This is a genomic window from Pseudomonas sp. SZ57 (genome assembly GCF_009495975.1).
GTDB lineage: Bacteria > Pseudomonadota > Gammaproteobacteria > Pseudomonadales > Pseudomonadaceae > Aquipseudomonas > Aquipseudomonas syringae.
This window is the reverse complement of sequence record NZ_WIBD01000019.1, coordinates 80,860-106,237: the sequence shown is the minus strand read 5'-3', so window position 1 is coordinate 106,237 and position 25,378 is coordinate 80,860. Positions and strand designations below refer to the sequence as shown.

At 60.8% G+C, this 25,378-nt stretch carries 18 protein-coding genes, 1 tRNA gene, 1 pseudogene and 1 riboswitch; of the genes and pseudogenes, 3 read left to right on the top strand and 17 right to left on the bottom strand.

From position 1 onward, the window contains the following. Positions 1–118: 118 nt before the first annotated feature. A pseudogene (locus GE543_RS17495) lies at positions 119–250 on the bottom strand (drug/metabolite exporter YedA); the annotation flags it as partial. Positions 251–607: 357 nt separating this feature from the next. On the opposite strand from GE543_RS17495, the gene GE543_RS17490 reads away from it, so the two are divergent. Continuing rightward, positions 608–2,953 (top strand): DUF4214 domain-containing protein, encoded by a 2,346-nt coding sequence (locus GE543_RS17490; RefSeq protein WP_178118627.1) that lies wholly within the window; start codon positions 608–610, stop codon positions 2,951–2,953. A 361-nt stretch (positions 2,954–3,314) separates the two neighbouring features. Here the strand turns inward: GE543_RS17490 and GE543_RS17485 are convergent. The 12 genes from GE543_RS17485 to GE543_RS17430 all read right to left on the bottom strand — a co-directional run bounded on the left by GE543_RS17485 (position 3,315) and on the right by GE543_RS17430 (position 19,347). Then, positions 3,315–3,388: transfer RNA gene (locus tag GE543_RS17485), tRNA-Gly, on the bottom strand. A gap of 158 nt (positions 3,389–3,546) precedes the next feature. Next, positions 3,547–4,428 (bottom strand): alpha/beta fold hydrolase, encoded by an 882-nt coding sequence (locus GE543_RS17480; protein WP_153221990.1) that lies wholly within the window; start codon positions 4,426–4,428, stop codon positions 3,547–3,549. Between the two features lie 126 nt (positions 4,429–4,554). Beyond that, positions 4,555–5,247, bottom strand: coding sequence for a pseudouridine synthase (locus GE543_RS17475; RefSeq protein ID WP_153221989.1), 693 nt, complete (start codon positions 5,245–5,247; stop codon positions 4,555–4,557). A gap of 35 nt (positions 5,248–5,282) precedes the next feature. Beyond that, positions 5,283–5,519, bottom strand: coding sequence for a cysteine-rich CWC family protein (locus GE543_RS17470; RefSeq protein ID WP_153221988.1), 237 nt, complete (start codon positions 5,517–5,519; stop codon positions 5,283–5,285). A 40-nt stretch (positions 5,520–5,559) separates the two neighbouring features. Next, positions 5,560–8,895 (bottom strand): dermonecrotic toxin domain-containing protein, encoded by a 3,336-nt coding sequence (locus tag GE543_RS17465; protein ID WP_153221987.1) that lies wholly within the window; start codon positions 8,893–8,895, stop codon positions 5,560–5,562. Between the two features lie 129 nt (positions 8,896–9,024). Further along, positions 9,025–10,839 (bottom strand): allophanate hydrolase, encoded by a 1,815-nt coding sequence (gene atzF, locus GE543_RS17460; RefSeq protein WP_153221986.1) that lies wholly within the window; start codon positions 10,837–10,839, stop codon positions 9,025–9,027. Positions 10,840–10,874: 35 nt separating this feature from the next. Beyond that, positions 10,875–15,197 carry a 5-oxoprolinase/urea amidolyase family protein gene (locus GE543_RS17455; protein ID WP_153221985.1) on the bottom strand — a complete coding sequence of 1,441 codons (4,323 nt, stop codon included), beginning with the start codon at positions 15,195–15,197 and terminating at the stop codon, positions 10,875–10,877. 109 nt (positions 15,198–15,306) lie between these two features. Continuing rightward, positions 15,307–15,924 carry an urea amidolyase associated protein UAAP2 gene (locus GE543_RS17450; RefSeq protein WP_003413046.1) on the bottom strand — a complete coding sequence of 206 codons (618 nt, stop codon included), beginning with the start codon at positions 15,922–15,924 and terminating at the stop codon, positions 15,307–15,309. Positions 15,925–15,935: 11 nt separating this feature from the next. Further along, positions 15,936–16,661 (bottom strand): urea amidolyase associated protein UAAP1, encoded by a 726-nt coding sequence (locus GE543_RS17445; RefSeq protein WP_153221984.1) that lies wholly within the window; start codon positions 16,659–16,661, stop codon positions 15,936–15,938. Next, the gene (locus GE543_RS17440; protein WP_024660702.1) at positions 16,658–17,440 is read right to left on the bottom strand and encodes an ABC transporter ATP-binding protein; all 783 of its coding nucleotides are present in this window, start codon (positions 17,438–17,440) and stop codon (positions 16,658–16,660) included. The genes GE543_RS17445 and GE543_RS17440 overlap by 4 nt, the downstream gene beginning before the upstream one ends. Continuing rightward, positions 17,437–18,252 (bottom strand): ABC transporter permease, encoded by an 816-nt coding sequence (locus tag GE543_RS17435; protein WP_153221983.1) that lies wholly within the window; start codon positions 18,250–18,252, stop codon positions 17,437–17,439. The genes GE543_RS17440 and GE543_RS17435 overlap by 4 nt, the downstream gene beginning before the upstream one ends. Before the next feature lie 27 nt (positions 18,253–18,279). Continuing rightward, on the bottom strand, positions 18,280–19,347 hold the full coding sequence (locus tag GE543_RS17430) for a putative urea ABC transporter substrate-binding protein (protein WP_153221982.1): 1,068 nt from the start codon (positions 19,345–19,347) through the stop codon (positions 18,280–18,282). A gap of 63 nt (positions 19,348–19,410) precedes the next feature. Then, positions 19,411–19,513: riboswitch (guanidine-I (ykkC/yxkD leader) on the bottom strand. A 478-nt stretch (positions 19,514–19,991) separates the two neighbouring features. Between GE543_RS17430 and GE543_RS17425 the strand changes: the two genes are divergently transcribed. Both GE543_RS17425 and ung read left to right on the top strand, forming a co-directional pair. Next, positions 19,992–20,378, top strand: coding sequence for a hypothetical protein (locus tag GE543_RS17425; protein ID WP_161632673.1), 387 nt, complete (start codon positions 19,992–19,994; stop codon positions 20,376–20,378). A gap of 222 nt (positions 20,379–20,600) precedes the next feature. Then, positions 20,601–21,293 (top strand): uracil-DNA glycosylase, encoded by a 693-nt coding sequence (gene ung, locus GE543_RS17420; RefSeq protein ID WP_153221981.1) that lies wholly within the window; start codon positions 20,601–20,603, stop codon positions 21,291–21,293. Positions 21,294–21,317: 24 nt separating this feature from the next. Here ung and GE543_RS17415 read toward each other — a convergent pair whose 3' ends face one another. The 4 genes from GE543_RS17415 to GE543_RS17400 all read right to left on the bottom strand — a co-directional run bounded on the left by GE543_RS17415 (position 21,318) and on the right by GE543_RS17400 (position 25,365). After that, entirely contained in the window at positions 21,318–22,352 is a 1,035-nt protein-coding gene (locus tag GE543_RS17415; RefSeq protein WP_153221980.1) for an AbrB family transcriptional regulator, read from the bottom strand. Further along, the gene (locus GE543_RS17410; protein WP_153221979.1) at positions 22,345–23,859 is read right to left on the bottom strand and encodes a tripartite tricarboxylate transporter permease; all 1,515 of its coding nucleotides are present in this window, start codon (positions 23,857–23,859) and stop codon (positions 22,345–22,347) included. The genes GE543_RS17415 and GE543_RS17410 overlap by 8 nt, the downstream gene beginning before the upstream one ends. Position 23,860: 1 nt before the next feature. Continuing rightward, entirely contained in the window at positions 23,861–24,319 is a 459-nt protein-coding gene (locus GE543_RS17405; RefSeq protein WP_003413025.1) for a tripartite tricarboxylate transporter TctB family protein, read from the bottom strand. A gap of 62 nt (positions 24,320–24,381) precedes the next feature. Continuing rightward, entirely contained in the window at positions 24,382–25,365 is a 984-nt protein-coding gene (locus GE543_RS17400) for a tripartite tricarboxylate transporter substrate binding protein (protein ID WP_170963816.1), read from the bottom strand. Positions 25,366–25,378 lie beyond the last annotated feature (13 nt).

The window sequence follows — 25,378 nt, the reverse complement described above, 5'->3', positions numbered from 1 at the left end:
ATGGTAAGCCAGCACTGTTCTGGCTTTAGAGCTACCTTTCAAAATATCCAGCCTGTCGTCCCCCATGGTTGGCTAAAAGGGACAAGTTTCTACAGCGATTTTTCCTACATCGTGAAAGGGCCTGCAGGTTCGAGCCCATGTTGAGCAAGGAGATTCCGACGAGGCTCAGCAAAATGCCGGCCCATTCCAGCCCGGCATTGCGATGGCCCCAGATCAGGCCGAACAACAACGTGAACAGCGGCGCCACAGCATCATCCAGCCCAGCCAATTTTTGTACACAGCCAGCGATGCAGCCTAGCCAGAATGCTTCCTCCAGCCTCTTCCGGCTGTATTTCATCGGCCTCAAGGAAAAACCGCCTTAAGTCGCAAGAAAGCATGCCGACAACCTCATCAGCAATGAGATTGACGGTCTTCGACCGCGTCCTGGCGTACCTTCCCGAAGAGCAACAGGATCGTCAAGATCAAGGCGGAGCAAACGCGCGTGAAGGTCATGACGCCAGTTCTCAAAACCGGCTCAGCGGCCTGAGCTCATCACCGATCTGTATCCGATTCTTGCGTCATTGACCTGGCCAGGTATGCCTTGCCCCGGAGTTTCTACATGTGTTCAATGTGTGATGCGCTCACCCAACTTTGGGCCGAAGGCGCGACCGGCCAGGGTGCGGCCAAACAGACAGTCACCAGCCAAGTGATGCTTGAGCACCTGACGCTTGACCAGCAAGCCAACTACCTTACTGATGGCTATTGGCACGACGCCTATGGCGGTTCTCAGCACCATTTTGACGTGCACGCCGGAGGGTCGCTCACCGTCAACCTGGCAAGCTTGAGCGCAAGCGCTCAGGTTGTTGCTCGATATGCGCTGCAAACCTGGACCAATGTCAGCGGCCTAAACTTTGTGGAAACCACCGCTGCCGCTGCGATCAATTTCAGCGAACAAAAAAGCGGTGCGTACAGCAACTCCAATTATGCAGGCAGCATCATCTCGGACAGCAGCGTCAACATCGCTTCCGATTGGGTGAAATACGGTTTGTATTATCAGCAAACCTACATTCATGAAATCGGCCACGCGCTGGGGTTGGGCCATGCGGGCGATTATAACGGGAGCGCGACCTTCCCCAACAATGCCTTCTATCAAGAGGACAGCTGGAAATACTCGGTGATGTCCTACTTCAGTCAGGACGAGAATACGTATTCCAACGCCTCTTTCGGCTATGTCGCTACCCCCATGCTGGCGGACATCGTAGCCATCCAGTCAATGTACGGCACCGCCGTTACCCGCACAGGTGACAATACCTACAGTTTCAACAAGACTTCCATCAACACCGGAACCGACTTCGTGCCCGGCCTGGTGGCCACGATCTATGATTCGGGCGGCAACGACACGATCAACGTCAGCACCTATGTCGGCGCTCAGACAGTCGATCTGAGAAGTGAAGCTTTTTCCAGCCTATACGGCGGTCTATCGAATATTGCAATCGCGCGCGGTACGGTTATCGAGAACGCCATAACTGGTGCAGGCGCAGATACGCTGATAGGCAACGCCAGTGACAACTTTCTAAATGCAAACGCGGGCAATGACCAGTTGCAAGGCGGCGATGGCAATGATCGGCTGATGGGTGGGGCGGGCTCGGACGTGCTCAATGGTGGCAACGGCATCGACACCGCCTTGTATACCGAGGCAGGTGCTCGCTACTTTGCAACCTACGATACCGCGCTGGTCAGGAATGGCACCCTCAGCGTTCATGATGCGCAAACGTCCGATGTGGACACACTTTCAAGCGTCGAAAGGCTGTCTTTCAGCGATCGCAATGCCAATCTTGACGAACTGCTCATGGCTTTTCACAGCCGTTATGGCGCCTTCAACGCCGAGAGTGACGCCACTGTTTTGTTGAGTTTTAGCACCGATCTTCATCACATCGCGCTCACCGAGGATCAGGCTGACGTTGCCAGGCTCTACTCACTGTTCGGTCGGACGCCCGATTATCAGGGTTTGAATCACTGGCTGACGCAGCAGGCGATGGGCAGTTCGGATGCAGAGATTCGCGATGGTTTTCTGAATTCCATTGAAGGGATGCAGCGCTACAGCGGGCTTGGTGATCGGGACTTTGTCCTTGATCTCTATCAGACCGTATTGCATCGCACAGGCGAAGAATCCGGTGTGTCGTTCTGGAATACTCTGCTGCAGGCGGGTGGGAGTCGAGCAACGGTCGCTGATGGCTTCCTGAATTCGCGCGAGAGCCGTGACCTCTCGGAAGGCGAGACGGGGTTCATCAGGATCGTGGCTCATAACGCCTGGAACAATCTGGATGTGGTAGTGGGCAAGGGCGTGGCCACCGGCACGGCTGGTGATGATCAGATCAGTGAGCAGGAAGTCAACCTTGACAGCAATGCGGTTTCGCATCTGGCCGGCAAGGCCGGTATAGACACCTTTATTTTCAACGACGCTGCATCCGCCTACACGATCAGTGCGCTCGATACCGACACGCTATCAGTCAGTCGTTCCACGGGAGCTGCGGCGAAATTCGAACTGAGTGGCTTCAATGTGCTTGATTTCGCAGATCGCGAACTGTTCGTTCTCGACTCGGCGCAGGCAAGCATTGGTCGTCTGTATACCATTCTGGGTCGTGCTCCCGATGTCGAAGGCCTGAAGTCCTGGCTGTCCCAGGGCGCCGCAGGCGAAACCGTTGCCCAGGTTGCGGGTGGTTTTGTGCAATCTGCCGAATTTTCCCAAAGCCTGCCCGACGCCAGCAATGCAGTCTTTGTCGAAAAGCTGTATCACAATGTCCTGGGCAGAGGCAGCGACGCTGACGGCCTTGCCCATTGGGTCCACTCGCTGGACGGAGGCACAAGTCGTGGACAGATCGCATTCAATATCGCCAACTCCGCGGAGTCTGCTGCACTGACTCAAGGCGATGCCGGCTTCATTCACCTGGTAGGGCATGCTGATTGGGTTTGACTTCGCGATGGCTGCAAACCTTCCGTTCGCCGGGGTTGCAGACCACTTGGGGATTTCTCTCTCCGCTTCTAAACACGTCGAGCTGAGCGAGGCATTGGAGAAGGAGATTTCGTCGATTGAGTTGTACTCTGACGCTGTCCGGGCGATCGTTGAGCTTCAAAACTCAGACCTCCTGGTAGGGGTTTATTGAGTGATCGAAGGGGAAACGCGGGTCAGACAAGACGCCGTGTCGAGGGAGTCGACTGTGCATCAATTTTTTGGGGATTCCGGGAGAACTAATGGTGGGGCGGCGAGAAGGTATTGATGGCCTTAGGCGCTAGGGCGAAATTGCCTGGAATGCCCGGGATCATTGGCTGGAAGATGGAGCGGGTAGAGGGAATCGAACCCTCAACTAAAGCTTGGGAAGCTTTCGTTTTACCACTAAACTATACCCGCTCTGATAGCTGCTCTGAGCGGCTGACTTTGTACCAGAACCCTGCCCTGATTTGAAGCGCTAATTTCACCCCGCAGCGCTTTACCTCCTGATACTCACCCTGAAAACCAACCGCCAGATGACGATGCTCCGCAACTGACGGTGGCTTGGTGTGTGGTTTTCAGAAGGTCAGGGACGGGTAGTCCTGAGCGCGGTTATGGGCGTTGCGTGACGTCTGTGCCGGTTGCAGGAAATTCATCAGTACCTGTTTCGAGTCGCGGCAGGCGGCCTTGTGTTCCATGTCCAGGAAGTGGCCGGTAGCGTCGATGGTGCTGAAGCTGCAGTCGCGCAGGTATCTGGAGAAGTGGGCGGCGTCGTTTGCGCAGGTGTATTCGTCCAGGGCTCCGTTGATGAACAGCACGGGGACGGTGATGCTCTTGCCTGCGGTCAGGTAATTGTCCGGGTCGAGCTCCAGGACCTGGCTGAAGTGGTAATGCATCTGGTCATACTCGTGAGCATCCAGGCTGCTGATATGACGGAAATTGAAGCGCTTGAACAACGTAGGCAGATGCTTGCCGACGGTGTTGTTGATCAAGTGGCCCATGTCATAACGGTTGTGCGCGCCCAGGTGCGTGATGCCGTGACACAGGTAGTCATGCATCTTCTCGTTGATCACTGGGGAGAACGAGCTGATCACCGCGCTTTCGATGCGTTTCGGCCGATGCGCCAGGGCAACCAGCGTGGCTGCGCCGCCCCATGAGAACGACAGCACGTGCTCGGCGTTGAAGTGGTCGATCAATTCCAGCAGGAGCTGGCCTTCTTCTTCCCGGGTCAGTGGCGCGCCACGCAGGTTGTGCGGTTTGGATTTGCCTGAATAAGGCTGGTCGTAAAGCACCACGTTGAAGGTCGGGTAGAGGTTGCGGACGGTCTGGGTAAATGAAGCGGTGGTGGCCAATGAGCCGTTGACCAGAATGATGGTCTTGGCGGCGGCATCGGTGCGATAGAGTTCGGTATAAACCCGAAACTGTCCTTGTATGTCGAGCACTGCTTTTTCTGGCGACATAGGTTTCACTCCTGGCGTAGACAGGTAGGCGTGCCTATGACATTGCCCGCGTTTCGTGACAGACATGCGATAGTCGATCAACGGCCTGTGCCGATCCGACGAGCGTCTGCCAGGCGGCCATGACGTTCAAAACAGGCCGATTTCTCCGGCGTTCAGCGCGCGATAGCTGCCGGGGCCCAGGTCGGGGTCCAGCGCCAGCGTGCCGATGTTTTCCCGATGCAGGCGCAACACTTTGTTGTCGAAGTGGCCGAACATTCTTTTCACCTGATGATAGCGGCCTTCGACAATGCTCAAGCGCGCACTGCGCGGCCCCAACAAGGTCAATTGCGCCGGTTGCGTGGTGAGGCCTTCGAATGCGAAATACAGGCCTTCGGCAAACTTGATGGCGTAGCGCTCGTCGATCGGTTGCTCGGTCTCGACGTAATACACCTTGGGCATTTTGGTCTGTGGCTGAGTCAGGCGTCGCGACCATTGACCATCGTTGGTTATCAGCATCAGGCCGGTGGTGTTGAAGTCCAGCCGTCCGGCGATGTGCAGTTCGTGCTTGTCAGGCTCGTCCAGCAAATCGAGCACGGTCGGATGCTGCGCATCGCTTGTCGCGCTGACGCAGCCTTCAGGTTTGTGCAGCATGAAGTAGCGGGGGGCTTTGCCTGCCTGGAGGATTTCTTCGTCAAGCGCCACACAACTGAATTCGCGTACTTCGTGGTGCGGGTCGCGGGTTGCCTGGCCGTCTACCTGCACCCGTCCGCTGGCCAGTGCCAGGCGCACTTGCTGACGATTGAAGCGTGGCAGGTTGCTGAGGAAACGATCAAGGCGCATGGCGATAACGGCGAGCGGAGGAAGGGGCGCGCATCTTACTCTGTGGCCCGGCGTGCCTGGGGATTTGGCGCTGCATCTTCGATCCCGGCGCAGCGCGGGCACAGACAGGCCTTGTCGCGAAGGTTATCCGGCAGCGCTGCCAGCAATGCCGGGTCGATGCTTTGCGAAAAGCACCAGCAGGGCCGGTCCACGGTGCGCGGATCGGCCAGGCTGCATTGGTTGCTGAAGCCGCAGAGGGGGCACAGCGCGGTGTCAGGGGAGGCCGTTGTCATGTCGGAGTAAGCGCCGTGCTGGATGATCGGGGTGTTCGGTTCAGGCCATATTAGCAATCACCGAGCTCGCTGCCGGTGCATGATAGACGGGTGAGCGGTTCATCAGCGCAGATATCGCGGCACACCGGCAGTGCACCAGTAATATTCTGTCGTAATGGATGCCTTGTATGGACAGGCTTTCGAACAGGTCGGCCAACGATGGCGGGGGCATGCCGAAGCGGTTGCGCACTGTCAGAACATCCATCGGCGTCGGCGGCAACCAGCCGCGCAAGGGCGACGCCCGCGAATTGCCCACCACGCTTGCGATCTCGTCATAGCTCTCGCTGGTGGTCGTCTGAAACTTGGACAGGCTGTAGTTCTTCAGTCTGCCGGGCAGCGAAGTGCCTGCTATCAGCTTGTCGGTGAGAAGTAGAGGTTCAAGCGGCGTGGGCTGCATCACGCTGTGCACCGCCGTGTTGGAACGTGCGAATGGCCGGGCATTCTTGTTGACGACCCGATGCAGTTTCGGGTCCACCAGTTCGTAGCCATGCGGCGCGTAGGTGCGAATCTCGGTGCCATTGGGGATCTTCACGGTTCGGGACCACGGCGTGTAGTACCCGTGGCTGCTGACCACCAGAGTGCGCGCCTGACCTCTGTCCGATGTCCACAACAGGAACCTTTTACCCAGCTTCCAGGCATGCACCTGCAACAGGTTTGACGAGACGGCAGTGCTGACAGTCCAGCGTTTGAGCAGGGCGTCGGTGTGAAAGAATTTCTCCAGCCGGGTCTGGCGCGGGGTGACAAACTGCCTGCGCAATGGCCGGGTGCCGAACGCCCGGTCGAGCGTAATCGCTACGGTTTGGGAACTGCTCACGGCAGGTTTTACGATTCGGCTCAGGGAGCGCAGCATCCTTGGCGTGTGCGGAGCCAGTTGCAGCAAGCCCAGCGTCAGCGTGGCCAGCAGCGCCTGGTTTTTCTCTGCGTAACGGCTGCCCGGCAGATGCGTTGCGGCAATGGCCAGCGAGGTGATGCCAATCTCCGTCGCCAGGGAGGCAATGAGCGCAGGTGTCAGCAACAAGGACATCGGCACCAGCAGTCGCTGTAATTGCTGAAGCCGGTCGGTCCAGTCCGCCAGCGTTACCTGCGTTGACGTGACGATCTGATCCTCTGCGTCATCCAGTGCGTTCTGTTTGAGCAGTTGGTGCAGAAAAGCGAATGGCGTGTCTTCCAGTCTTTTCTCACACAACGAGTGGCTCATGGCCTGGCGCGTGTCCGGGTTGTACAGCGCATCGGTCCAGGGGCGAAGGATGGAAACGGGCGGGTTGGGCGCCTGTGTCCCGCCCCATAATTTGAGCAGGTAGTCCAGGCGCGGGTGATGACGGCGGGGAACATAGCGCATGACCGCCTCACGCCATTCCGGACTGGCCGTTGCCCGATTCAGATGCTGCTTCAGCGCCGTGTCATCTGCAAACTCGATGAACGCATCGGCGTGGCCTACCTGATAAAGCACGTTCGGCAAGCCCGGCTGCTCAAGTACCAGCAGGCCGGTGTATTGCTCCTGCATGCCGTCGGTCAACGCGCCCTGAACGAAAAAACCGAGTGACCGCCATTGACCGGGTGCAGCGGGCGCAAGGGTTTCCACGAGCAGATCGAATGTGCCGCGCGTGAGGCTGCCGCGCTTCAGGCTGATCAACGCCTGGCTGATGAACGTGGTTCTGAACGCCTGTTCTATGGCGGTTCTCTGCTGATCCCAGAAGTCGTGTATGCGTTGAGTCATCCAGGTCAGAAAGTCGAAGGCTCTGATGTAGTCCTCGAGCGCCTGCGGGCTGATATCAAGCACCTGACCCTGCTCACTGTCGCCCTGCCCGGTGGGGTCGAAGAAGACCACGGTGCCGCCGCCGTGATCGATATAGCCAGCAGGGTGATCGACTCGATAGTTACTTATCAGCGCCTCGCTCAGGCTGATCGGCCTCGGGTCGGGGGTGTGAACATAGGTAGGCGGCAATCGGGGGTTGCCCAGGGGTTTGCTCGAATAGCCGGGTTGATAAGCGATGAACACATGCTCGGGGTTGTGCGTCAGCGCGTGGTTTTCCTGCAGATAGCTCGCCATGACCTGGCCGGCCATTTTCGACGCAACCGGGATCTGCTCCAGAATGCTCGGCTGTGTCTGCCACAGGTCTGCGGCACCTGCCAGCGCCAGGCCGCGAGCGACTGGCCTGAGCAGGTCGAGCGTGCTGCGCGCGTGGCTGTCGGCAAGAAGCCCGGCGAACGAAGCCTGGGTCAGTGCGCTGAACAGGTCGCCTTCGATCAGCGGCGCCTCGACAACGATGCCGGCATGCTGCTCAAGCGCAAGAAATACCTGGCCGTAGAGCCCTGAGGCGTTCATGGCCGCCAGCAGCTGCCTGCTCATCTGGCGTGGATCATCGCTGATGTATTCGATGACGTTACCCTTGGCACCCAGAATGTGAATGAAACAGTGCGAGGTGGTTTTCGAGCTGATCTGAAATATCCCCGGCACCTGTTTGCCATTCAGCGTCAGGACCCGGACCTCGGATTTTTCACCTCGTCCGCTCATGCTGATCGTGTCGGTGTCGATGGGAGACCGATCAAGTCCCATGGCGTCCCGCGCCAGCCAATAACCGTCCCGACTGATGTGTCTGTGGTTGAGCTGCCGAGCCAGGTTGTCAAGGAACGCCAGCCGCGACAAGGTGCGCCAGGTTGCTTCGTGTCGTGTCCTGAAGAGCTGCAATACGGCGTTGTAATCGCGTTTGAGCGGCAGCTCGCCAATCAGCCTGAACATCTGCGCGGTTGTCAGCGCAGGCGTGTCTTCGCGCAGTGAAAGATCGGCAAGGGTGCTACGCGACAGCGCCTGGAAATGCGCGGGTTCGAAGCTGGCCAGCGCCACATCGGTCAGCGACAGGCTGACGCTGTAATGCTCGTGTCCATTGTCGTCCACAGCAGGTCGGTCATCGTTGCTGAAGGTGATCTGCAGGGCGTCCGGGTCGAGTGCCTTGCCGCTCATCTGCGTGAGCAGCGTGGTCAGTTGCTGGCGAACGTAATCCTGTCGGGTCGGTGGAAAGTCCATGTCCAGCTGGCAGGCTTTCAGGAGTAACGTCGAGTCGGCAATCAGCCGGAAACCTGCGCTGTTACGCATGGCCCTGAGTTGTCGCTCGATGTGTGGCGAGGCGTCTTTTGGCTCGCTTTCTTCGGCCACTGCAGGCGACGGTGTTGGCTCGGGCACTGAAAAGCCGTCCGGCAGGATAAACGGCATTGGTGCGTTTAGTGTGTCGTGCCTGCTAATGCTGTGCTCGGGACGCAGAACGCTGGTTTGCTCCAGCAGCATAGAGGACGGATGAAACAGCGTGTCCTGGCGAAGCGGACTCCAGATGGGGTTCATGACGTGCGGTCAAAATGAATGAATGCCCATTATTTCGGGAAGCGCGATGGGGAAGGTCATAACTATGTATTGCGACACTTCGGCGCGCTGAAAGAGTGAGGCGGCACGCCCGAGCATGCCGCCTGGCGCTTACTGCTGTCGCACGTGCGCACGCCAGCCGCCGAGATGGCTGATGTCGCGGGCACCTTCCAGGCCATAGGCTTCGCAGATGAAACCGGTCTCCCAGCGGCCGTCGGCCAATTGCACCTTGCCCAGCCCGAGCGGTGCCGGAATGCCGGTCAGAAACGACCCCAATTCGTTACTTGGCAACTCCCAGACCTCCACGTCGATGGCTACGCCGTGTTCGGCCACCCGCACCATGCCAGGCCGGAAGGGCGGACCACCGGCCAGCGCATACAGCCGATAGTCGGCCGAGCTTTGCGTGGTTTCCAGCAGGCGTGCCCCTCGTTGCCTGAGCTGCCAGTTCAATGCCAGTCCGTCCAGGTGAGCACCGCAGACCACCAACCGTGCCATATCGTTGCGCGCAGTGGTTTGCGGTACAGGCAGCCGAGGTGCTTCGCCGCCAATCAAGGGCAGGGCGGTTTGCCGTTGCAAGGCGTCGGCCAGGCTGAGCAGGTACTGATCGGTGAATGCGCGTCCGAACAGCGTCACGCCCCACGGCAGACCGTTGCCCATGAACGCGCTGGGCACGGCGACGGCGGCGTAGTCGAGCAGGTTGACGAAATTCGTGTAGTAACCCAGCTCCGAGTTACGCAACACCGGCTCGGCCGCCAGCTCTGCCGATGTCACCGGGCGGCCGATGCTTGGCGTCACCACGCACTCCAGCCCCTCAAGTGCCCGATCGCACGTCGCCTTGAGCGCTTGCAGGCGGTATTGCGCGCGAAACGTATCGACCCCGCTGACCTGGGGAGCCTTGGCCAGCACGTCGCGGATCACCGGCAATACGGCGTCAGGGTGTTCTTCCATCAACTGCCCGGCGACGCTGTAGCGTTCGGCCACCCACGGCCCCTCGTACAGCAACCGCGCGGCTTCGAGAAACGGTGACAAGTCCACCGTGACCGCTTCGCCACCCAGCGCGATAAGGTGGTCGATGGCTGCGTTGAACAGCCTCGGCCCCTCGGTACAGCCGAAGAACTGCAGGTCCTCGGCGCGGGGTACACCGAAGCGAAACGGGCGAGGCGTGCCGAAAGCCGAGGCGTCGTTCCACAGCGGGTTGCGACGGCTGTACTCATCGCGCGGATCAAATGCGGCGATCAGTGCCAGTAGCTCGCTGGCTTCCCGCGCCGTGGCGGTGAAGGTCGAGACACAATCCTGCGTGCGGCATGCGGGCACCACGCCCGCCGTGGAAATCAGTCCCTTGCTGGCTTTCATTCCCACCAGGTTATTCAGTGCCGCGGGCACCCTGCCCGAGCCCGCCGTGTCGGTGCCCAGCGAGAAGCTGCTCACGCCCAGTGCCACGGCCAGCGACGAGCCAGCGCTCGAACCGCCGGACGGGTACTCGTTCAACACGCTGTTGGGGCAGGCGCCATAGGGCGAGCGGCTGCCGTTCAAACCTGTGGCGAACTGGTCCAGATTGGTCTTGCCCATGGGCACTGCGCCCAGCGCGATCAGTTGCGCGACGACGCTTGCCGAGTGCTCGGGTGTGTAGGCGTAGTCCGGGCAGGCCGCGGTGGTTGGAATGGTCGCCAGATCAATATTGTCCTTGATCGCGAAGGGCACGCCGAACAGTGGCAGGTCTCCGGGGGCGCGATCGTCCAGTGCGGCCAGGTAAGGCTCGAGTTCAGCCGCGCTGAGCAGGTGGATGAACAAGTGATAATCGCTGTTCAGCCTTGCGGCTTTTTCGCGCAGCGCCAGGATCAGCTGGCGCGGCGATGTCCGGCCGGACTGGTAGAGCGCGCGTACGGTGTCCAGGCGCAGGTCATTGGGCAATGCTGTGTCGTTCATGACGGGATTCCCTTGCAAGTGAAAAGTGGGTCGATTCAGTCTGCGGCCAGCACCACGACCCGTTGCCCTGCGCGTACTGCCGAGCCGGGTTGCACCCTGACGTCCTGCACCACGCCGGCGATCGGGGCGAGCAGGGGGATTTCCATTTTCATGGACTCCAGAATCACCAGCACATCGCCTGCTTCAACGCGGTCGCCCGGTTGCACCTGGACTTGCCAGAGATTGCCGGCGATGTGGCTGTCGACGCCTTGCTGGCCGGGTTGCAGAGGCTGTTCTTCGGTGTTCGGCGCCACGCCTTCATCGCTCTGGAAATCGGCCTGCCCGTTGGCGATCCAGCGTTCGCGCTCGGCGTTGAAGGCGGCGTTTTGCTGGGCGCGGAACGCCGTAATGCCTTCGGCTTCGCGGCTCAGGAAGGCCAGGTAATCAGCCAGATTCAGGGTGCTGTGTTCGATGTTCAGGGCAAAGCGACCCAGCGGGAAGTCGCGGCGGATACGCAACAGTTCGTCGGCGCTGACCGGGTAGAAACGGATCTGATCGAAGAAGCGCAACAGCCATGGTTTGCCCTCGAAGGCTGCGACGTCGCGATAGCGATTCCACATCTGCAACGTGCGGCCGACGAACTGATAACCGCCGGGGCCTTCCATGCCGTACACGCACATGTAGGCGCCGCCGATGCCCACCGAATTTTCGGCGGTCCAGGTGCGTGCCGGGTTGTACTTGGTGGTGACCAGCCGATGGCGCGGGTCCAGCGGCGTGGCCACCGGTGCGCCGAGGTACACATCGCCCAGCCCCATGACCAGATAACTGGCGTCGAACACTGTACGTTGCACTTCGTCGAGGTTGGGCAGGTCATTGATACGGCGGATGAACTCCAGGTTGCTCGGGCACCAGGGCGCGTCCTTGCGTACTGTGGTCATGTACTTTTCGATGGCCAGCTGGCAGGCCGGGTCGTCCCAGGACAGCGGCAGATGGACGATGCGCGAGGCCACTTGCAGGTCTTTCGCGGCGCACACCGCGTCCCATTCTCCGGCGACGATGTCGAGCAGTTGCCGAAGCGGCAGTTGCTCGGGGCGGTAGTGGACTTGCAGCGAGCGAATGCCCGGCGTCAGATCGATCACCCCCGCCAGCGCCTTGGCCTCCAGCGCAAGCATCAAGGCATGGCCGCGCAGACGCAGCACCAGGTCCAGCTCCGGCGCACCGATTTCCAGCAGCAGATGGGTATCCCCGGACAGACGCGCAACCAGGCGTTTATCGTCCTGGCCAATGTCGAGGATGACCGGGGAGGGCAGATCTTCTATGCGGACAACTTCGCTGTCACGGGAGTTTGCGGTGCCCTGTAGGAGCGGACTTGTCCGCGAAGAGGGCGTTGCAGCCGATGGGTTTTCTGCGTCAGGAATATAGCCTTCGCGAGCAAGCTCGCTCCCACGGGAGTTCGCGGTGTCCTTTAGGAGCGGACTTGTCCGCGAAGAGGGTGTTGCAGTCGATGGATTTTCTGCGTCAGGAATACTGTCTTCGCGAGCAAGCTCGCTCCCACGGGAGTTTGCGGTGCCCTGTAGGAGCGGACTTGTCCGCGAAGAGGGCAGTGCAGTCGATTGATCTGCTGCGTCTGGACTATAGCCTTCGCGAACAAGTTCGCTCCTACGGGAGTTTGCGGTGCCTTGTGGGAGCGAGCTTGCTCGCGAAGAGGGCGTTGCGGTCGATGGATTTTCTGCGTCAGGAATACTGTCTTCGCGAGCAAGCTCGCTCCCACGGGAGTTCGCGGTGTCCTGTAGGAGCGGACTTGTCCGCGAAGAGGGCAGTGCAGTCGATGGATATTCTGCGTCAGGACTATAGCCTTCGCGAACAAGTTCGCTCCTACTGGAGTTTGCGGTGCCTTGTGGGAGCGAGCTTGCTCGCGAAGAGGGCGTTGCAGTCGATGGATTTGCTGCGTCAGGAATATAGCCTTCGCGAACAAGTTCGCTCCTACGGGAGTTTGCGGTGCCTTGTGGGAGCGAGCTTGCTCGCGAAGAGGACGTTGCAGTCGATGGGTTTTCTGCGTCAGGAATATGGTCTTCGCTAGCAAGCGCGCCTCCACATCGTTCTGCATGACACGCCTCGACGCTCACCGGGGTGAATCGGACTCTGTCGCCAGCCTTCAATTGCCCCAGCTGCCACAGGTCCGCTTCGATGATGGTCACCGGGCAGACGAATCCGCCCAGGCTGGGGCCGTCCGGCCCGAGGATTACCGGCATGTCGCCGGTGAAATCCACCGCGCCGATCGCATACGGGTTGTCGTGAATGTTGGAAGGGTGCAACCCCGCCTCGCCGCCATCGGCACGCACCCATTCGGGTTTGGGGCCGATCAGGCGCACGCCGGTGCGGCTGGAGTTGAAATGCACTTCCCAGTCGGTCGCGAAAAACCTCTCGATGTACGCTTCGGTGAAGTATTCAGGGGCGGCATGCGGACCGTAAATGACCCTCATCCGGCGCACGTCTGTCAGCGCTTCAAGTGCCTCATCGGCAATCCGCTGCCCCGCACTGCGCTCCATCAGGGGCGCGATGTGCAGCACATCGCCGGCACGCAGCGCGCGACCGCCATGACCGCCGAACTGGCCGAGGGTAAAGGTACTTTTGCTGCCCAGGTAATCCGGCACGTCGAGCCCGCCGCGCACGCACAGATAGCTGCGTACACCGGCGCCTGCGATGGTGCCCAGCGACAACGTCGAACCGGCGCTCACGAATAGCGCGGTGTTCATCGCACAGGATTGGCCATCAAGGGTGATCGGGATGTGCGCACCGGTCACTGCGACCACCGCATCAGTGTTGAAACGCAGTAGCGGCCCGCTCATGGTTATTTCCAGCGCGGCGCATCCTTCAGGGTTGCCCAGCAAGCCATTGCCCTGGCGCAACGCGCGGCTGTCCATCGGCCCGGATGGCGGTACACCGACCGCCCAGTAGCCCAGTCGTCCCGGATAATCCTGAACGCTGGTCTGGGTGCCGCCGCTCAACACCTCGAAGGTGTCAGCGTGATACACCAGATCTTCCAGACAGCGGGTCCATGGCTGGCCACTGGCGAACGGCGCGTCGACAATGATCTGGCGCAGGTAGTCACGATTGGTTTCCACACCGTACAGGCGTGTTTCGTTCAGCGCGTCGATCAGCCCGGCGCTGGCGTCCTCGCGGGTCGGCGCCCAACTGATCAGCTTGGCGATCATCGGGTCGAAGTACGGCGGTATCTCACAACCGGCCTCGACCCAGGTGTCGATGCGCAGCGACCGGCCATCCGCAGGCGGGAAATCAGCCGCTGTCAGCAAGCCAGGGCAGGGCTGAAAGTCACGGCCCGGATCTTCCGCGTACAGCCGCGCCTGAATCGCATGGCCAACCGGTTTCAGGCCGGCCTGCAACTGATCCAGCGGCGGCAGATCACCGGCGGCCAGTTGCACCATCCAACTGACCAGATCCACGCCCCACACCTGCTCGGTGACGCCGTGCTCGACCTGCAAGCGTGTGTTCACTTCCAGAAAATAGAAGCGCTGATCTTCACTGTCGAAGACGAACTCGACCGTCCCGGCGCTGCGATAATCGACTGCCCTGGCAAGTTTGACAGCCGCTGCGCACAGCTCTTCGGCCATGCCGTGCGGCAGGTTCGGGGCCGGGGTCTCTTCCAGCACTTTCTGATTGCGCCGCTGTACCGAGCAGTCGCGTACGCCGAGCGCCAGCACTTCGCCCTGCCCGTCGCCGAACACCTGCACTTCCAGGTGGCGGGCGCGCTGGATGTATTTCTCGATGAACACACCCGCGTCACTGAAATTGTTCTGACCGAGGCGTTTGACCGCCTCGAACGAGTCGGCCAGCTCTTCGGCGCTGCGACACACACGCATGCCGATGCCACCACCGCCCGCAGTGCTCTTGAGCATCACCGGGTAGCCGATGCTGTGAGCTGCCGCGATGGCCGACTCCAGACTGTCGAGCAGTTCGGTGCCTTCGAGCATGGGCACGCCATGCTGCTTGGCCAACGCTCGGGCGGTGTGCTTGAGGCCGAATACGCGCAGTTGCTCGGGCGTCGGGCCGACGAAGGCGATACCGGCGTCTTCGCAGGCCTGAGCGAACGCAGCGTTTTCGGAGAGAAACCCGTAGCCGGGATGAATAGCCTTGGCGCCGCTGGCTTTGGCGATGGCGAGGATCTTGTCCACCGCCAGATACGTTCCGGCTGCGCCGCCTTCGCCCAGGCTGTGGGCTTCGTCGGCCTGCATCAGGTGCAGGCTGGCAGCGTCGGCTTCGGAATACACCGCCACGCCCTTGACCTGCAAGGTGCGCAGGGTCCGCAGGATGCGGCAGGCAATGGCGCCACGGTTGGCGATCAGCAGTTTGTCGAACATGGCATAACCCCGGAAACCCAGTCGCGCTCGGTTTCGTGATGGGAAGCGGGCCGTCCCGCTATTGATCAATCTACGCAACGGTCGTCCGTTGCTGAGGGCAGGTGCCGGGTCAGTTGCGAATCAACAATTGCGCAGGCGTCGGGTTGTAGCCGTTGCAGGGGTTGTTGAGCTGCGGACAGTTGGAAATCAGCACGATCACGTCCATTTCAGCGCGCAGCTCGACGTATTTGCCGGGTGCGGAAATACCGTCTTCGAAGGTCAGGCCGCCTTCGGCTGTCACGGGTACGTTCATGAAGAAGTTGATGTTGGGGCCGATGTCGGCCTTGCTCAGCCGACCGTCATGCATACAGGCGCGCAGGTAGTTGTCACGGCAGCTGTGCATGTAGCGCTTTTCCAGGGCATAGCGCACGGTGTTGCTCTCTTGCGCGCACGCGCCACCGAGCGTGTCGTGGCGACCGCAGGTGTCATCGACAATGGTCAGCATCGGCTGGCCGAGGTTGGAAAACAGCACGCTGCCGGTGGTCAGGTACACGCTGTTCTGACGGCGCAGGGTGCGCTGCACGTCGTAGCGTTCACGTGGGTTGCTCAGGCTGAAAAACAGCGTGTCGACGGCCTGATTGCCTTGCAGATCGAGGATGCGTACGGTCTGCCCGGCCTTGACCTCGGCCAGAAACGGCTCGCCAGCCGGGATGGTCGCGTCGCAGCAAAGGTGAGTGGGTGAATTCATGACAAGGCTCCTCAGGCGAACAGGCGGTCGGTATTGATGAAGCCGCGCTCGTTTTCCGGACGCGAGGTGCGGCAGTGCTCGGCGACGCTGGCGTCGGCTTTTATCCAGCTGAGTTTCAGCGGTTGTGGGGTGTATTCGGGGTTGGGGTCCATCGGGTGTTGCAGCGCGGTCAGCACCACCAGCGTGTCCATCGGTGCGTAGAGTTCGATGTAGTCACCGGCTTTGGAATTATTCGGCGCGAAGTGCAGGGTTCCTGCCTCGTCGACATCGACACGGCTGAACAGGTTGAGGGTCATCAGCAGGTCGGACAGCCCCAGCCCCCATTTGCCCAGCTCGACCAGCAGGTTGTCGACGCCATTGCGAAAGAAGCCGTTGCGCAATTCCTGATACCGGCCCTGGCCGTATTTTTCAGCGACTTCCTGCGCATTGAGCACGCCGCCGATGCTGTCGCTCCAGCCGCAGGTGTCAGTGACAATGGCCGCCAGTACACGGCCCATGTCCGAATACAGGCAATGACCGTTGCTCAGGCGTGCGGTGTGCTGGCATTTGAGGCTGTCGGGCAGGTTCAGCCGCTCGGTTTTTTCGTGGGCGTTGAGCAGGGTCAGGCTGACATTGGCGTTGCCGTGCAGGTCGGTCAGGCGCAGCAGTTCGCCGCGCTTGAGGATGAACGAACGATGGCCGCCACCGGGCAGCATCTCTTCGGCGAAAACCGGGTACAGCGTGGTTGAGTCAGTCATTGAACGGGCTCCTCTGAAACGTTGAGCAGCGAATCGATGGCGGCGCGTTCGGCGCGGCGTTCGCTGTTGAGGGGGATGTCGTAAGTGATGCGCGCGCCATAGGCGCCGGGCGCGTGCGGGTCGTGGCGCACCTTGTCGAAAACCAGCAGGCGGGTGCCGAGGTTGAAACCTTCGGACAAGTCGTGGGTGACCATGAACACGGTCAGTTTCGTTTCGCGCCACAGGTCCAGCAGCAGGTGGTGCATGTCCTTGCGGATACCGGGGTCGAGCGCGCCGAACGGCTCGTCCAGCAGCAGGACGCGCGGTTTCATGATCAGCGCCTGGGCGATGGCCAGTCGCTGCTGCATGCCGCCCGACAATTGCGTCGGGTACTTGTCCAGCGCATGCCCCAGGCCGACCTTGCCGAGCAACTGTGCGGCGTGCTCGCGCGCCTCGCTTTTGGCCTGGCCGAACAGACGGCCGAGCCAGGGCGAGCGGGGCAGCTCCAGACCCAGCGCCACGTTGTCGAGCACCGACAGGTGCGGGAACACCGAATAGCGCTGAAACACCACGCCACGGCTGGCATCCGGCTCATTGCGCAGGGGCGTGCCGTCCAGCGTGATCAGGCCGCGACTGGGGGATTCCTGGCCCAGCAACAGGCGCAGAAAGGTCGACTTGCCGCAGCCCGACGCGCCGACCAGCGTGCAGAACTCGCCTTCGGCCACGTCCAGGTTGAGGCCCTCGAGCACCACTTGATCGGCGTATTGCTGCCAGACATTGCGCACACTGATAAAGCTCATGCTCGCGCTCCTTCGTACCAGGGAAAGGCACGTCGGGTCAGGGCTTTCAGGCCCCAGTCCATCAGCCAGGCAAGCAGGGTGATCCACACCACATAGGGCAGAATCACGTCCATCGCCAGATAGCGCCGCACCAGGAAGATCCGGTAGCCCAGGCCGTCAGTCGAAGCAATCGCCTCGGCGGCGATCAGGAACAGCCACGCCGAACCCAGCACCAGGCGCAGGGCGATCAACAGGCGTGGCAGCAATTGCGGCAGGATCACCCGCAGGATCAGTGTCCAGGTCGAGGCGCCGAGGGTTTGCGCCTTGATCAGCAGTTCGACCGGGATTTCACGGGTGCGCTGTTCCAGATCACGGGCCAGAATCGGCGTGATACCGATCACGATCAGCATCACCTTCGATAACTCGCCCAGACCGAACACGATGAACAGAATCGGCAGGATCGCCAGCGGCGGCACCATCGACAGCACCGTCAGCAAGGGCGAAAGCGGTGCGCCGCACAACGGCAGGATGCCCGCTGCGATGCCCAGACACAGACCCAACAGCGCGCTGATCCCCAGGCCGATGGCCAGGCGTTGCAGGCTCGATGCGCTGTCCTGCCACAGCAGGTAGTCACCGCTGCGCGGATCGGCAACGAACGCCATGCGCTTGACCGCATCGGCCATCTGTACCGCGCTGGGCAGCAGTTTGTCGCTGGGGTTTTCCGCAAGCCGGGTCGCCGAGCCCATGAAATAGGCGAACAGCAAGAGGGCGAACGGCAGGATCACCAGTATCAGGCGACCGGCACGATCCGGATGGCGGTTTATCAAACGCATGGCAATGACCTTTCTACTGAGCGTGATTTACAGCTTGCCGTCGACGGCCATCTGCACGTAGCTGGGGTCAAAGTGCAGCTTAAGATTGCCCTTGTCGCCGAGCGTCACGCCATTGGCGAACGACATGCCGACCGCATCGGCGTCGCGTGCGCCTTCGCCGAGCAAACCGTGGGCGAACGAGAAGTCAGCCACTTTGCGCTGGGTGTCCGGCAGCTGTTTGCTGGTCGCGAACTCAAGGGCTTCCCTGGGTGTGGCAAACAGCTTGGTGGTGTCCAGTTGCGCCTGGAAGCCGGCCAGATCGGTGCCCGATGCCTTGGCCATGTGTTCCAGCGCAGCCTTGCCCTGAGCGTTTTTGGCGTTCATCAGTTCGACCACTTCAAACCAGGCGCCGGTCAGGGCTTTGCCCAGGGCCGGGTTGTCTTTCAGGGTCTGGGTGTTGACGACCATCATGTCCATGATCTCGCCGGGAATCTGGCTGGAGTTGAACACCTCGGTCACGCCGGGCTTGGCCTTGATGTCCGAGAGCATCGGGTTCCAGGTGGTGACCGCCTGTACATCGTCGGTATTGAAGGCTGCCGAGATATCGGCATCCGAGGTGTTGACCACCTTGAGGTCTTTTTCACTGAGCTTGACGCTGTCCAGCGCTCGGGCCAGCAGGTAGTGAGACACCGACAGTTCGACCAGATTGACGTCCATGCCTTTCAGATCGGCGACTTTCTTGCCTTCGCCCTTGAGCACGATGCCGTCATTGCCATTGGAGAAGTCGCTGACGATCAGTGCCGTGCTTTCCACGCCACCTGCGGCCGGGATGGTCAGGGCGTCCATGTTGGTCATGGTGCAGCCATCGAACTGGCCGGCGGTGTACTGATTGATGGATTCGACGTAGTCATTGAGCTGAGTGACATCGATCTTGATGCCGTACTTTTTCGCCCACTTGTCGACGATGCCCTGGCTACCTGCGTATTCCCACGGCATCCAGCCTGCGTAGATGGTCCAGCAGACGTTGAAGTGATCTTTCTGGGCGGCATTCGCCGAGAGGCTCAACGCAGCAAGCAGGCCTGCCGTCAGCAGACCGAAGAGACGAGACTTTTGCATGTTGAGAAATCTCCAGTAGTGAAAAAAGGCGGCCAGGAGCAACGTGACACCACTGGTGTCCCTGTCTCCCGGGCTTTTGTCCCGCCGTGTAACCTCTACTGGAGGTCGCCAACTCTCGGACCAGCCACTTGCCTGTTGGCAAGCCGGAACCCTAGTCGGCTATTGCAAATTGTGGTGCCGCGAACCTGTGTTGACTCCTGCACACCGCTCATCAAGCGAGAGTTGTGCCAACTCGTGCTGCGCCTTGTTTTTCAAGGGCTGGCCGAGTCTTCGACGGCCAGCTGCCGGAGGAACTGCCTTGTGCTGGTGCGAGACCGCACCGTGATGAGGCAAAGGTGGATGAAATGTTTTGTAGCATGTTTGTAGAAGGCCGAAACAGGCCTGCAGGCCTTGGTTGCAGAGCCTTTGCGCATCTGCTGGCGATCGTTTGTATTGAGGCGTCGACGCAGCCCCAAGGCACTAGAAGGCCTTTTCGGTGTCAGATAATTCGTCCGCCAACCGCTTTGACGGACGCCGACCAGCGTCGCTGGTTTGGCCCAATCGCGGTCCAGGAGGCCGCCATGTATCGAAGACCCTTGCTTATCACGTTGCTGACCCTTTTCCTTTCTGGTTGCTACGCAGGTCCCGGTTACTACGAATCCGATGTGTACACGCAGCCGACTGTCGTTGGCGGTGCCTACGCGTATGACAATGGCTACCGCTCTACCTACTATCAGGAGCGACGCATCTATGTGGCGCCTCAACCGCGCTATTACACCCAGCCCCGCTATTACGCCCCGGCACCCCGTTATTACGCGCCACCGCCCCCGCCGCGCTACTACCAGCCGGGACGTCCGCCGGGTTATGGGTGGAGAAACGATGGCTTTGGCCGCAATGACGGCTTTCGCGGCAATGGTGGCTTCGGCCGCAACGACGGTTTCCGCGGCGATCGAGGTAACCGTGGCTGGGATGACCACGGTGGGCGTGGCGGACGAGATGGCCGTGATCATGGAAGAGGCGGGCGCGGCGATGGTCGCGGTGGGCATCGATAGCTGAAATATACGCGCTCGCTATCCTGCCAACGCTTTGAACCGACAGCTGCGAACTGACTGTTGCAAACTGACTGTTGCAAACTGACTATCGTGCCGACGTTCTGCGTCGGCACTCTTTTCTGGACGCTCAACATCCGATCTTGAAGGCGCATGGCGCAACCGGCATTGACTTTGCTGCCCGGCTTTCCTAGTGTCCGCGCATTGTTTTTACCGGATGTAACCATGACTAGCGACGACCGCATCAAGCTTGAGCCGAGCTGGAAAGAAGCCCTGCGTGACGAATTCGAACAACCCTACATGGCTCAATTGCGCGAGTTTCTGCTTCAGGAGCACGCGGCGGGCAAGGAAATCTATCCGCCCGGACCACTGATCTTCAATGCGTTGAACTCCACGCCGCTGGATAACGTGAAAGTGGTCATCCTTGGCCAGGACCCTTATCACGGCCCGAATCAGGCGCATGGCCTGTGCTTCTCGGTGCAGCCGGGTGTGCCGACGCCGCCATCGCTGGTCAACATCTACAAAGAGCTGAAACGCGACCTGAACATCGATATTCCGAACCACGGTTGTCTGCAATCCTGGGCTGATCAGGGCGTGCTGTTGCTGAACACCACGCTCACTGTGGAGCGCGCCAACGCGGCTTCCCATGCAGGAAAAGGCTGGCAGCACTTCACCGACCGGATCATTCAAGTGGTCAGCGAGCACCAGCCGCATCTGGTGTTCCTGCTGTGGGGCGCTCATGCGCAGAGCAAGCAGAAACTGGTCGATGCGACCAAGCATCTGGTGCTGACCTCCGTCCATCCGTCGCCGTTGTCAGCCTACAAAGGCTTCCTGGGCAACGGGCATTTCGGGCGGGCCAACAAGTACCTTGAGCAAAACGGCATCGCGCCGATCGACTGGCGCTTGCCTGCGCTTTGATTTGAGAGGATTCCAGCGACCTGTTCAGTCAGCGAGCCGTTTGTTCCAGCGTCGGTACAGCGGCTCGGCGAGAAACAGCACGAACAGCAGGCGCATGACCTGCATGGCCGTGACCAGCGGCACCGACAGTTGCAGCACTTCGGCGGTCAGGCTCATTTCTGCGATGCCGCCGGGCATCATGCCCAGCGTCAGCGAACGCAGGTCCAGGTGGGTGAGGGTGCTCAGCACCAGTGCCGCCAGCGCGGCGATCAGCATGGTCAGCGCAGTGCCCAGCAGCGTGCGCGCCAGGAACGATGGCGCACGCCGAAAGAACTCCCGATTGAAATGACAACCCAGCCCGCTGCCAATCAGCAACTGGCCAAGCTGGCTGGCACCGTTGGGCAGGCCGATTTTCAGATCCCAGACCACGCTCGCCACGGCGCTGAGCAACAGCGGGCCGAACAGCCAGGGATTGGGCTGCTTGAGGCGTTGCCACAGCCAGGCCAGCGCGGCCCCGAGCGGCAGCAGAACGGCCAGCCAGCGCCAGTCCACGGCGCTGGCATGCAAGGCGGGTGCGCCATCACCCAATAGGTATTTGAAGATCGCCGGCACGCACAGCACGACGGCGAGTACCCGCAGACTTTGTGCGGCCGCGACACTGCTCAGCGTTGCACCGTTACGCGCGCCGAGGTTGACCATCTCCCCGGAACCGCCCGGCATGCTGGAGAAGAACGCCGTAGGGCGATCCTCGCCGGTACGCAGCATCAGCCACACGCCGACCAGACACGACAGGCTGGTGACCAGGGCACCGATGAAAATCAGCCCGAAATGCGCCAGTACCTGTTCGATGACCACCGGGGTGAAGTGCAGGCCGATGCCGATCCCGATGATCAACTGACCGCATTTGCGACCGCCGGGAATCTGCGCCAACTGCCAGGGTGTCAGGCAGCGCACCAGGATGATTGCCAGCAACGAGCCCACCATCCACGGCAACGGCCAGCCGACCTGGCTGGCGAGGTAGCCGCCCAGCAGGCCGACCAGTGGCGTTGCCCACCATTGGCGCAGAGACGAATCAGCCATGCGTCGCAGCGGCCTGCTGTTTGGCGCGCTTGCGCCAGATGCGCAGCAGCGGGAACAGCAGCATGAACACGGTCACCACCCAGACCCCGAGGGTAATCGGGCTCGACCAGAGGATCCCCAGTTCGCCGTTGGAGATCGACAGGGCACGACGCAGGTTCTGCTCCATCAGACCCCCGAGGATGAACCCGAGCAGAATCGGCGACAGCGGGAAGTCCAGCTTGCGCAGGATGTAACCGAAGATACCGATACCGACCATCAGGAACAGGTCGAAGGTGGTGGCGTGCACCGCATACACACCGATGCCGGTAATGATCGCAATCACCGGCACCAGCGCCCAGTTCGGCACGGCAAGGATGCGCGTGAAGATGCGAATCATCGGGATGTTGAGGATCACCAGCATGATGTTGGCGATGAACAACGACGCGATCAGGCCCCAGACAATGTCCGGCTGCTGTTGAAACAGCATCGGCCCGGGCGTGATGTTGTACAGCGACAACGCGCCGATCATCACCGCTGTGGTGCCTGAACCGGGCACGCCCAGCGTCAGCATCGGCACCAGGGCGCCGCAGGCCGTCGCGCCGATGGCTGTCTCGGGTGCGGCCAGGCCGCGCATGTCGCCTTGGCCGAACTTTCCGCTGGCGCCGGCGATGCGTTTTTCCGTCATGTACGCGACCGCACTGGCCAGCGTCGCACCAGCACCCGGCAGCACGCCGAGGATGAACCCCAGCAGACCGCAGCGAATGTTCACCACGAACACGGAAGCGGCTTCCTTGACGTTGAACATCATGCGTCCGGTGGCCTTGACGGCCTCCTGACCGCGATGGGTCTTCTCCAGCAGCAAGAGGATTTCGCTGATCGAAAACAGGCCCAGCACCAGCACCACGAACTGAATGCCATCGGTGAGGTGAATGTTGTCACCCGTGAAACGGTACACCCCGCTGTTGGCATCGATACCGACCGCAGACAGGAACAGCCCTATCAGCGCGGCAATGAACGTCTTCAGCGGCCGGTCACCGGCCATCCCGCCCAGACAGACGATCGCAAACACCATCAGCACGAAGTATTCCGCAGGACCGAAGGCAATCGCCCATTTGGCGAGCAAGGGCGCGAACAGCACCATGCCGCAGGTGGCGATGAACGCGCCGATGAACGAACTCCATGCCGACAGCGACAGTGCAACCCCGGCCAGGCCCTGACGGGCCATCGGGTAACCGTCCAGGGTGGTCATCACGGTGGAGGCTTCACCCGGAATGTTCAGCAGGATCGAACTGATGCGTCCGCCGTATTCGCAGCCCAGGTACACGGCTGCCAGCAGAATCAGCGCCGACTCGGGCGGCAGGCCCAGCGCGAAGGCGATCGGGATCAGCAGCGCTACACCGTTGATCGGTCCAAGCCCCGGCAGCAGGCCGACGACAGTCCCGATCAGTGTTCCGCACAGCGCCGTGATCAGGTTGTAAGGCGTCAGGGCGACACCGAAGCCCTGGCCCAGATAACCGAAAGTATCCATTTTAATTCTCCAGAACGCTGAGCAGGCCCAAAGGCAAGGGGACGTCCATGGCCTTGTCGAACAGCAGGTACAGGCCGACGCTCATCAGAATCACCACCACCACGCTCGGCAGCCAGCGGCCGCCATACAGGCGGGCCATGGGTATGCCGATCAGAATGCTGCTGAGGATGAAGCCCAGCGGTTCGAACAGCCCCGCGAATATCAGCAGCAGGACGATGCACACGCCGATCTTGATCAGGGTCTCGCGGTCCAGCTCCGGGTCTTCCTCGGTGTGCACGATGGGTGTGGGTCTGATCAGCAGGTACAGCAGGGCGGCGCCCATCAGCCCGAGCATCAGCAGCGGGAAAGCGCGCGGTCCGACCGGTTCGTAGGAAAAAGGTGCCTGATAAGGCCAGGCCATGAGTGCCAGGCCTATGCATGCCAGTAACAGCACGCCAGCGAAGATGCGTTGTATGACCATGAGAAGCTCCTGAGTCGCGCCCGTACGGCGGGCGCAACTGAATGTCAGTCAATTGAGTTCAATTACTGAATCAGGCCGAATTCCTTGGCCATCAACTTGTAGTCGGCAACCTGCTTCTTGACGTAGGTGTCCAGTTCCGCGCCGGTCATGGCGAACGGGAACAGCTCGCGCTGGTCGCGCAGTTTGGCGAAGTCCTCGGAAGCCAGGATCTTGTCGAACGAGGCTTTCCACCAGTTGTAGTCTTCGTCGCTGACTTTCGGCCCGAGGTAGAAGCCACGTACCACCGGCCAGACGATGTCGTAGCCCTGTTCCTTGGCGGTGGGGATGTCTTTCATTTCAGGTTCGTCGATACGCTTTTCGGCGAACACCGCGAGCAGGCGCATATCGCCGCTCAGAATGTGCGGCATGGAGTCGGAAATATCGGTACTGCCCACCTGGATGTGGCCGCCAAGCAACGCGGTGGCGATTTCACCGCCGCCTTCGAGTGCCACGTAGCGCAGTGCGCGCGGGTTGATGCCTGCGGCCTTGGCGATCAGCGCGGTCTGCATCCAGTCCTGGCTGCCCACGGTGCCGCCTGAGCCGATCACGACTTTGCTGGGATCGGCTTTCAGCGCCTGGACCAGATCGTCGAGATTCTTGTAGGGCGAGTCGCTCTTCACTGCGATGGCGCCATAGCTGGTGCCCACGGCGGCGAGCCAGCGCACTGCGTTCTCATCGAAACGACCGAATTTGCCCTGCGCCAGATTGAGCAGCGAACCGCTGGACCACGCGACCAGTGTGCCGGCATCGGCGGGGCGCTGCGCGACGACGGCGTTGTAGGCCACCGCGCCGACACCGCCTGGCATGTAGGTGACGCGCATCGGCGAAGTCAGAATCTTCTCGTTGATCAGCGCGCTCTGTACCAGTTTGCAGGTCAGGTCGAACCCGCCACCTGGCGAGGCAGGGGCGATGCATTCCGGACGTTTGGGTTCGGCAAGCAACTGGCTGGCAATCAGCATGCACCCAGCGGTGGCGGCTACGTGACGCAGGGAAAATTTCATGTTCAGTCTCCAGGGATAT

Coding starts and splice junctions, on each gene's coding strand:
- GE543_RS17465 (WP_153221987.1), bottom strand. CDS start 8,895: ATGAACCCCATCTGGAGTCCGCTTCGCCAGGACACGCTGTTTCATCCG.
- GE543_RS17440 (WP_024660702.1), bottom strand. CDS start 17,440: ATGAGCTTTATCAGTGTGCGCAATGTCTGGCAGCAATACGCCGATCAA.
- GE543_RS17445 (WP_153221984.1), bottom strand. CDS start 16,661: ATGACTGACTCAACCACGCTGTACCCGGTTTTCGCCGAAGAGATGCTG.
- GE543_RS17480 (WP_153221990.1), bottom strand. CDS start 4,428: ATGTCGCCAGAAAAAGCAGTGCTCGACATACAAGGACAGTTTCGGGTT.
- GE543_RS17470 (WP_153221988.1), bottom strand. CDS start 5,519: ATGACAACGGCCTCCCCTGACACCGCGCTGTGCCCCCTCTGCGGCTTC.
- GE543_RS17415 (WP_153221980.1), bottom strand. CDS start 22,352: ATGGCTGATTCGTCTCTGCGCCAATGGTGGGCAACGCCACTGGTCGGC.
- atzF (WP_153221986.1), bottom strand. CDS start 10,839: ATGAACGACACAGCATTGCCCAATGACCTGCGCCTGGACACCGTACGC.
- ung (WP_153221981.1), top strand. CDS start 20,601: ATGACTAGCGACGACCGCATCAAGCTTGAGCCGAGCTGGAAAGAAGCC.
- GE543_RS17455 (WP_153221985.1), bottom strand. CDS start 15,197: ATGTTCGACAAACTGCTGATCGCCAACCGTGGCGCCATTGCCTGCCGC.
- GE543_RS17450 (WP_003413046.1), bottom strand. CDS start 15,924: ATGAATTCACCCACTCACCTTTGCTGCGACGCGACCATCCCGGCTGGC.
- GE543_RS17435 (WP_153221983.1), bottom strand. CDS start 18,252: ATGCGTTTGATAAACCGCCATCCGGATCGTGCCGGTCGCCTGATACTG.
- GE543_RS17490 (WP_178118627.1), top strand. CDS start 608: ATGTGTGATGCGCTCACCCAACTTTGGGCCGAAGGCGCGACCGGCCAG.
- GE543_RS17405 (WP_003413025.1), bottom strand. CDS start 24,319: ATGGTCATACAACGCATCTTCGCTGGCGTGCTGTTACTGGCATGCATA.
- GE543_RS17475 (WP_153221989.1), bottom strand. CDS start 5,247: ATGCGCCTTGATCGTTTCCTCAGCAACCTGCCACGCTTCAATCGTCAG.
- GE543_RS17410 (WP_153221979.1), bottom strand. CDS start 23,859: ATGGATACTTTCGGTTATCTGGGCCAGGGCTTCGGTGTCGCCCTGACG.
- GE543_RS17430 (WP_153221982.1), bottom strand. CDS start 19,347: ATGCAAAAGTCTCGTCTCTTCGGTCTGCTGACGGCAGGCCTGCTTGCT.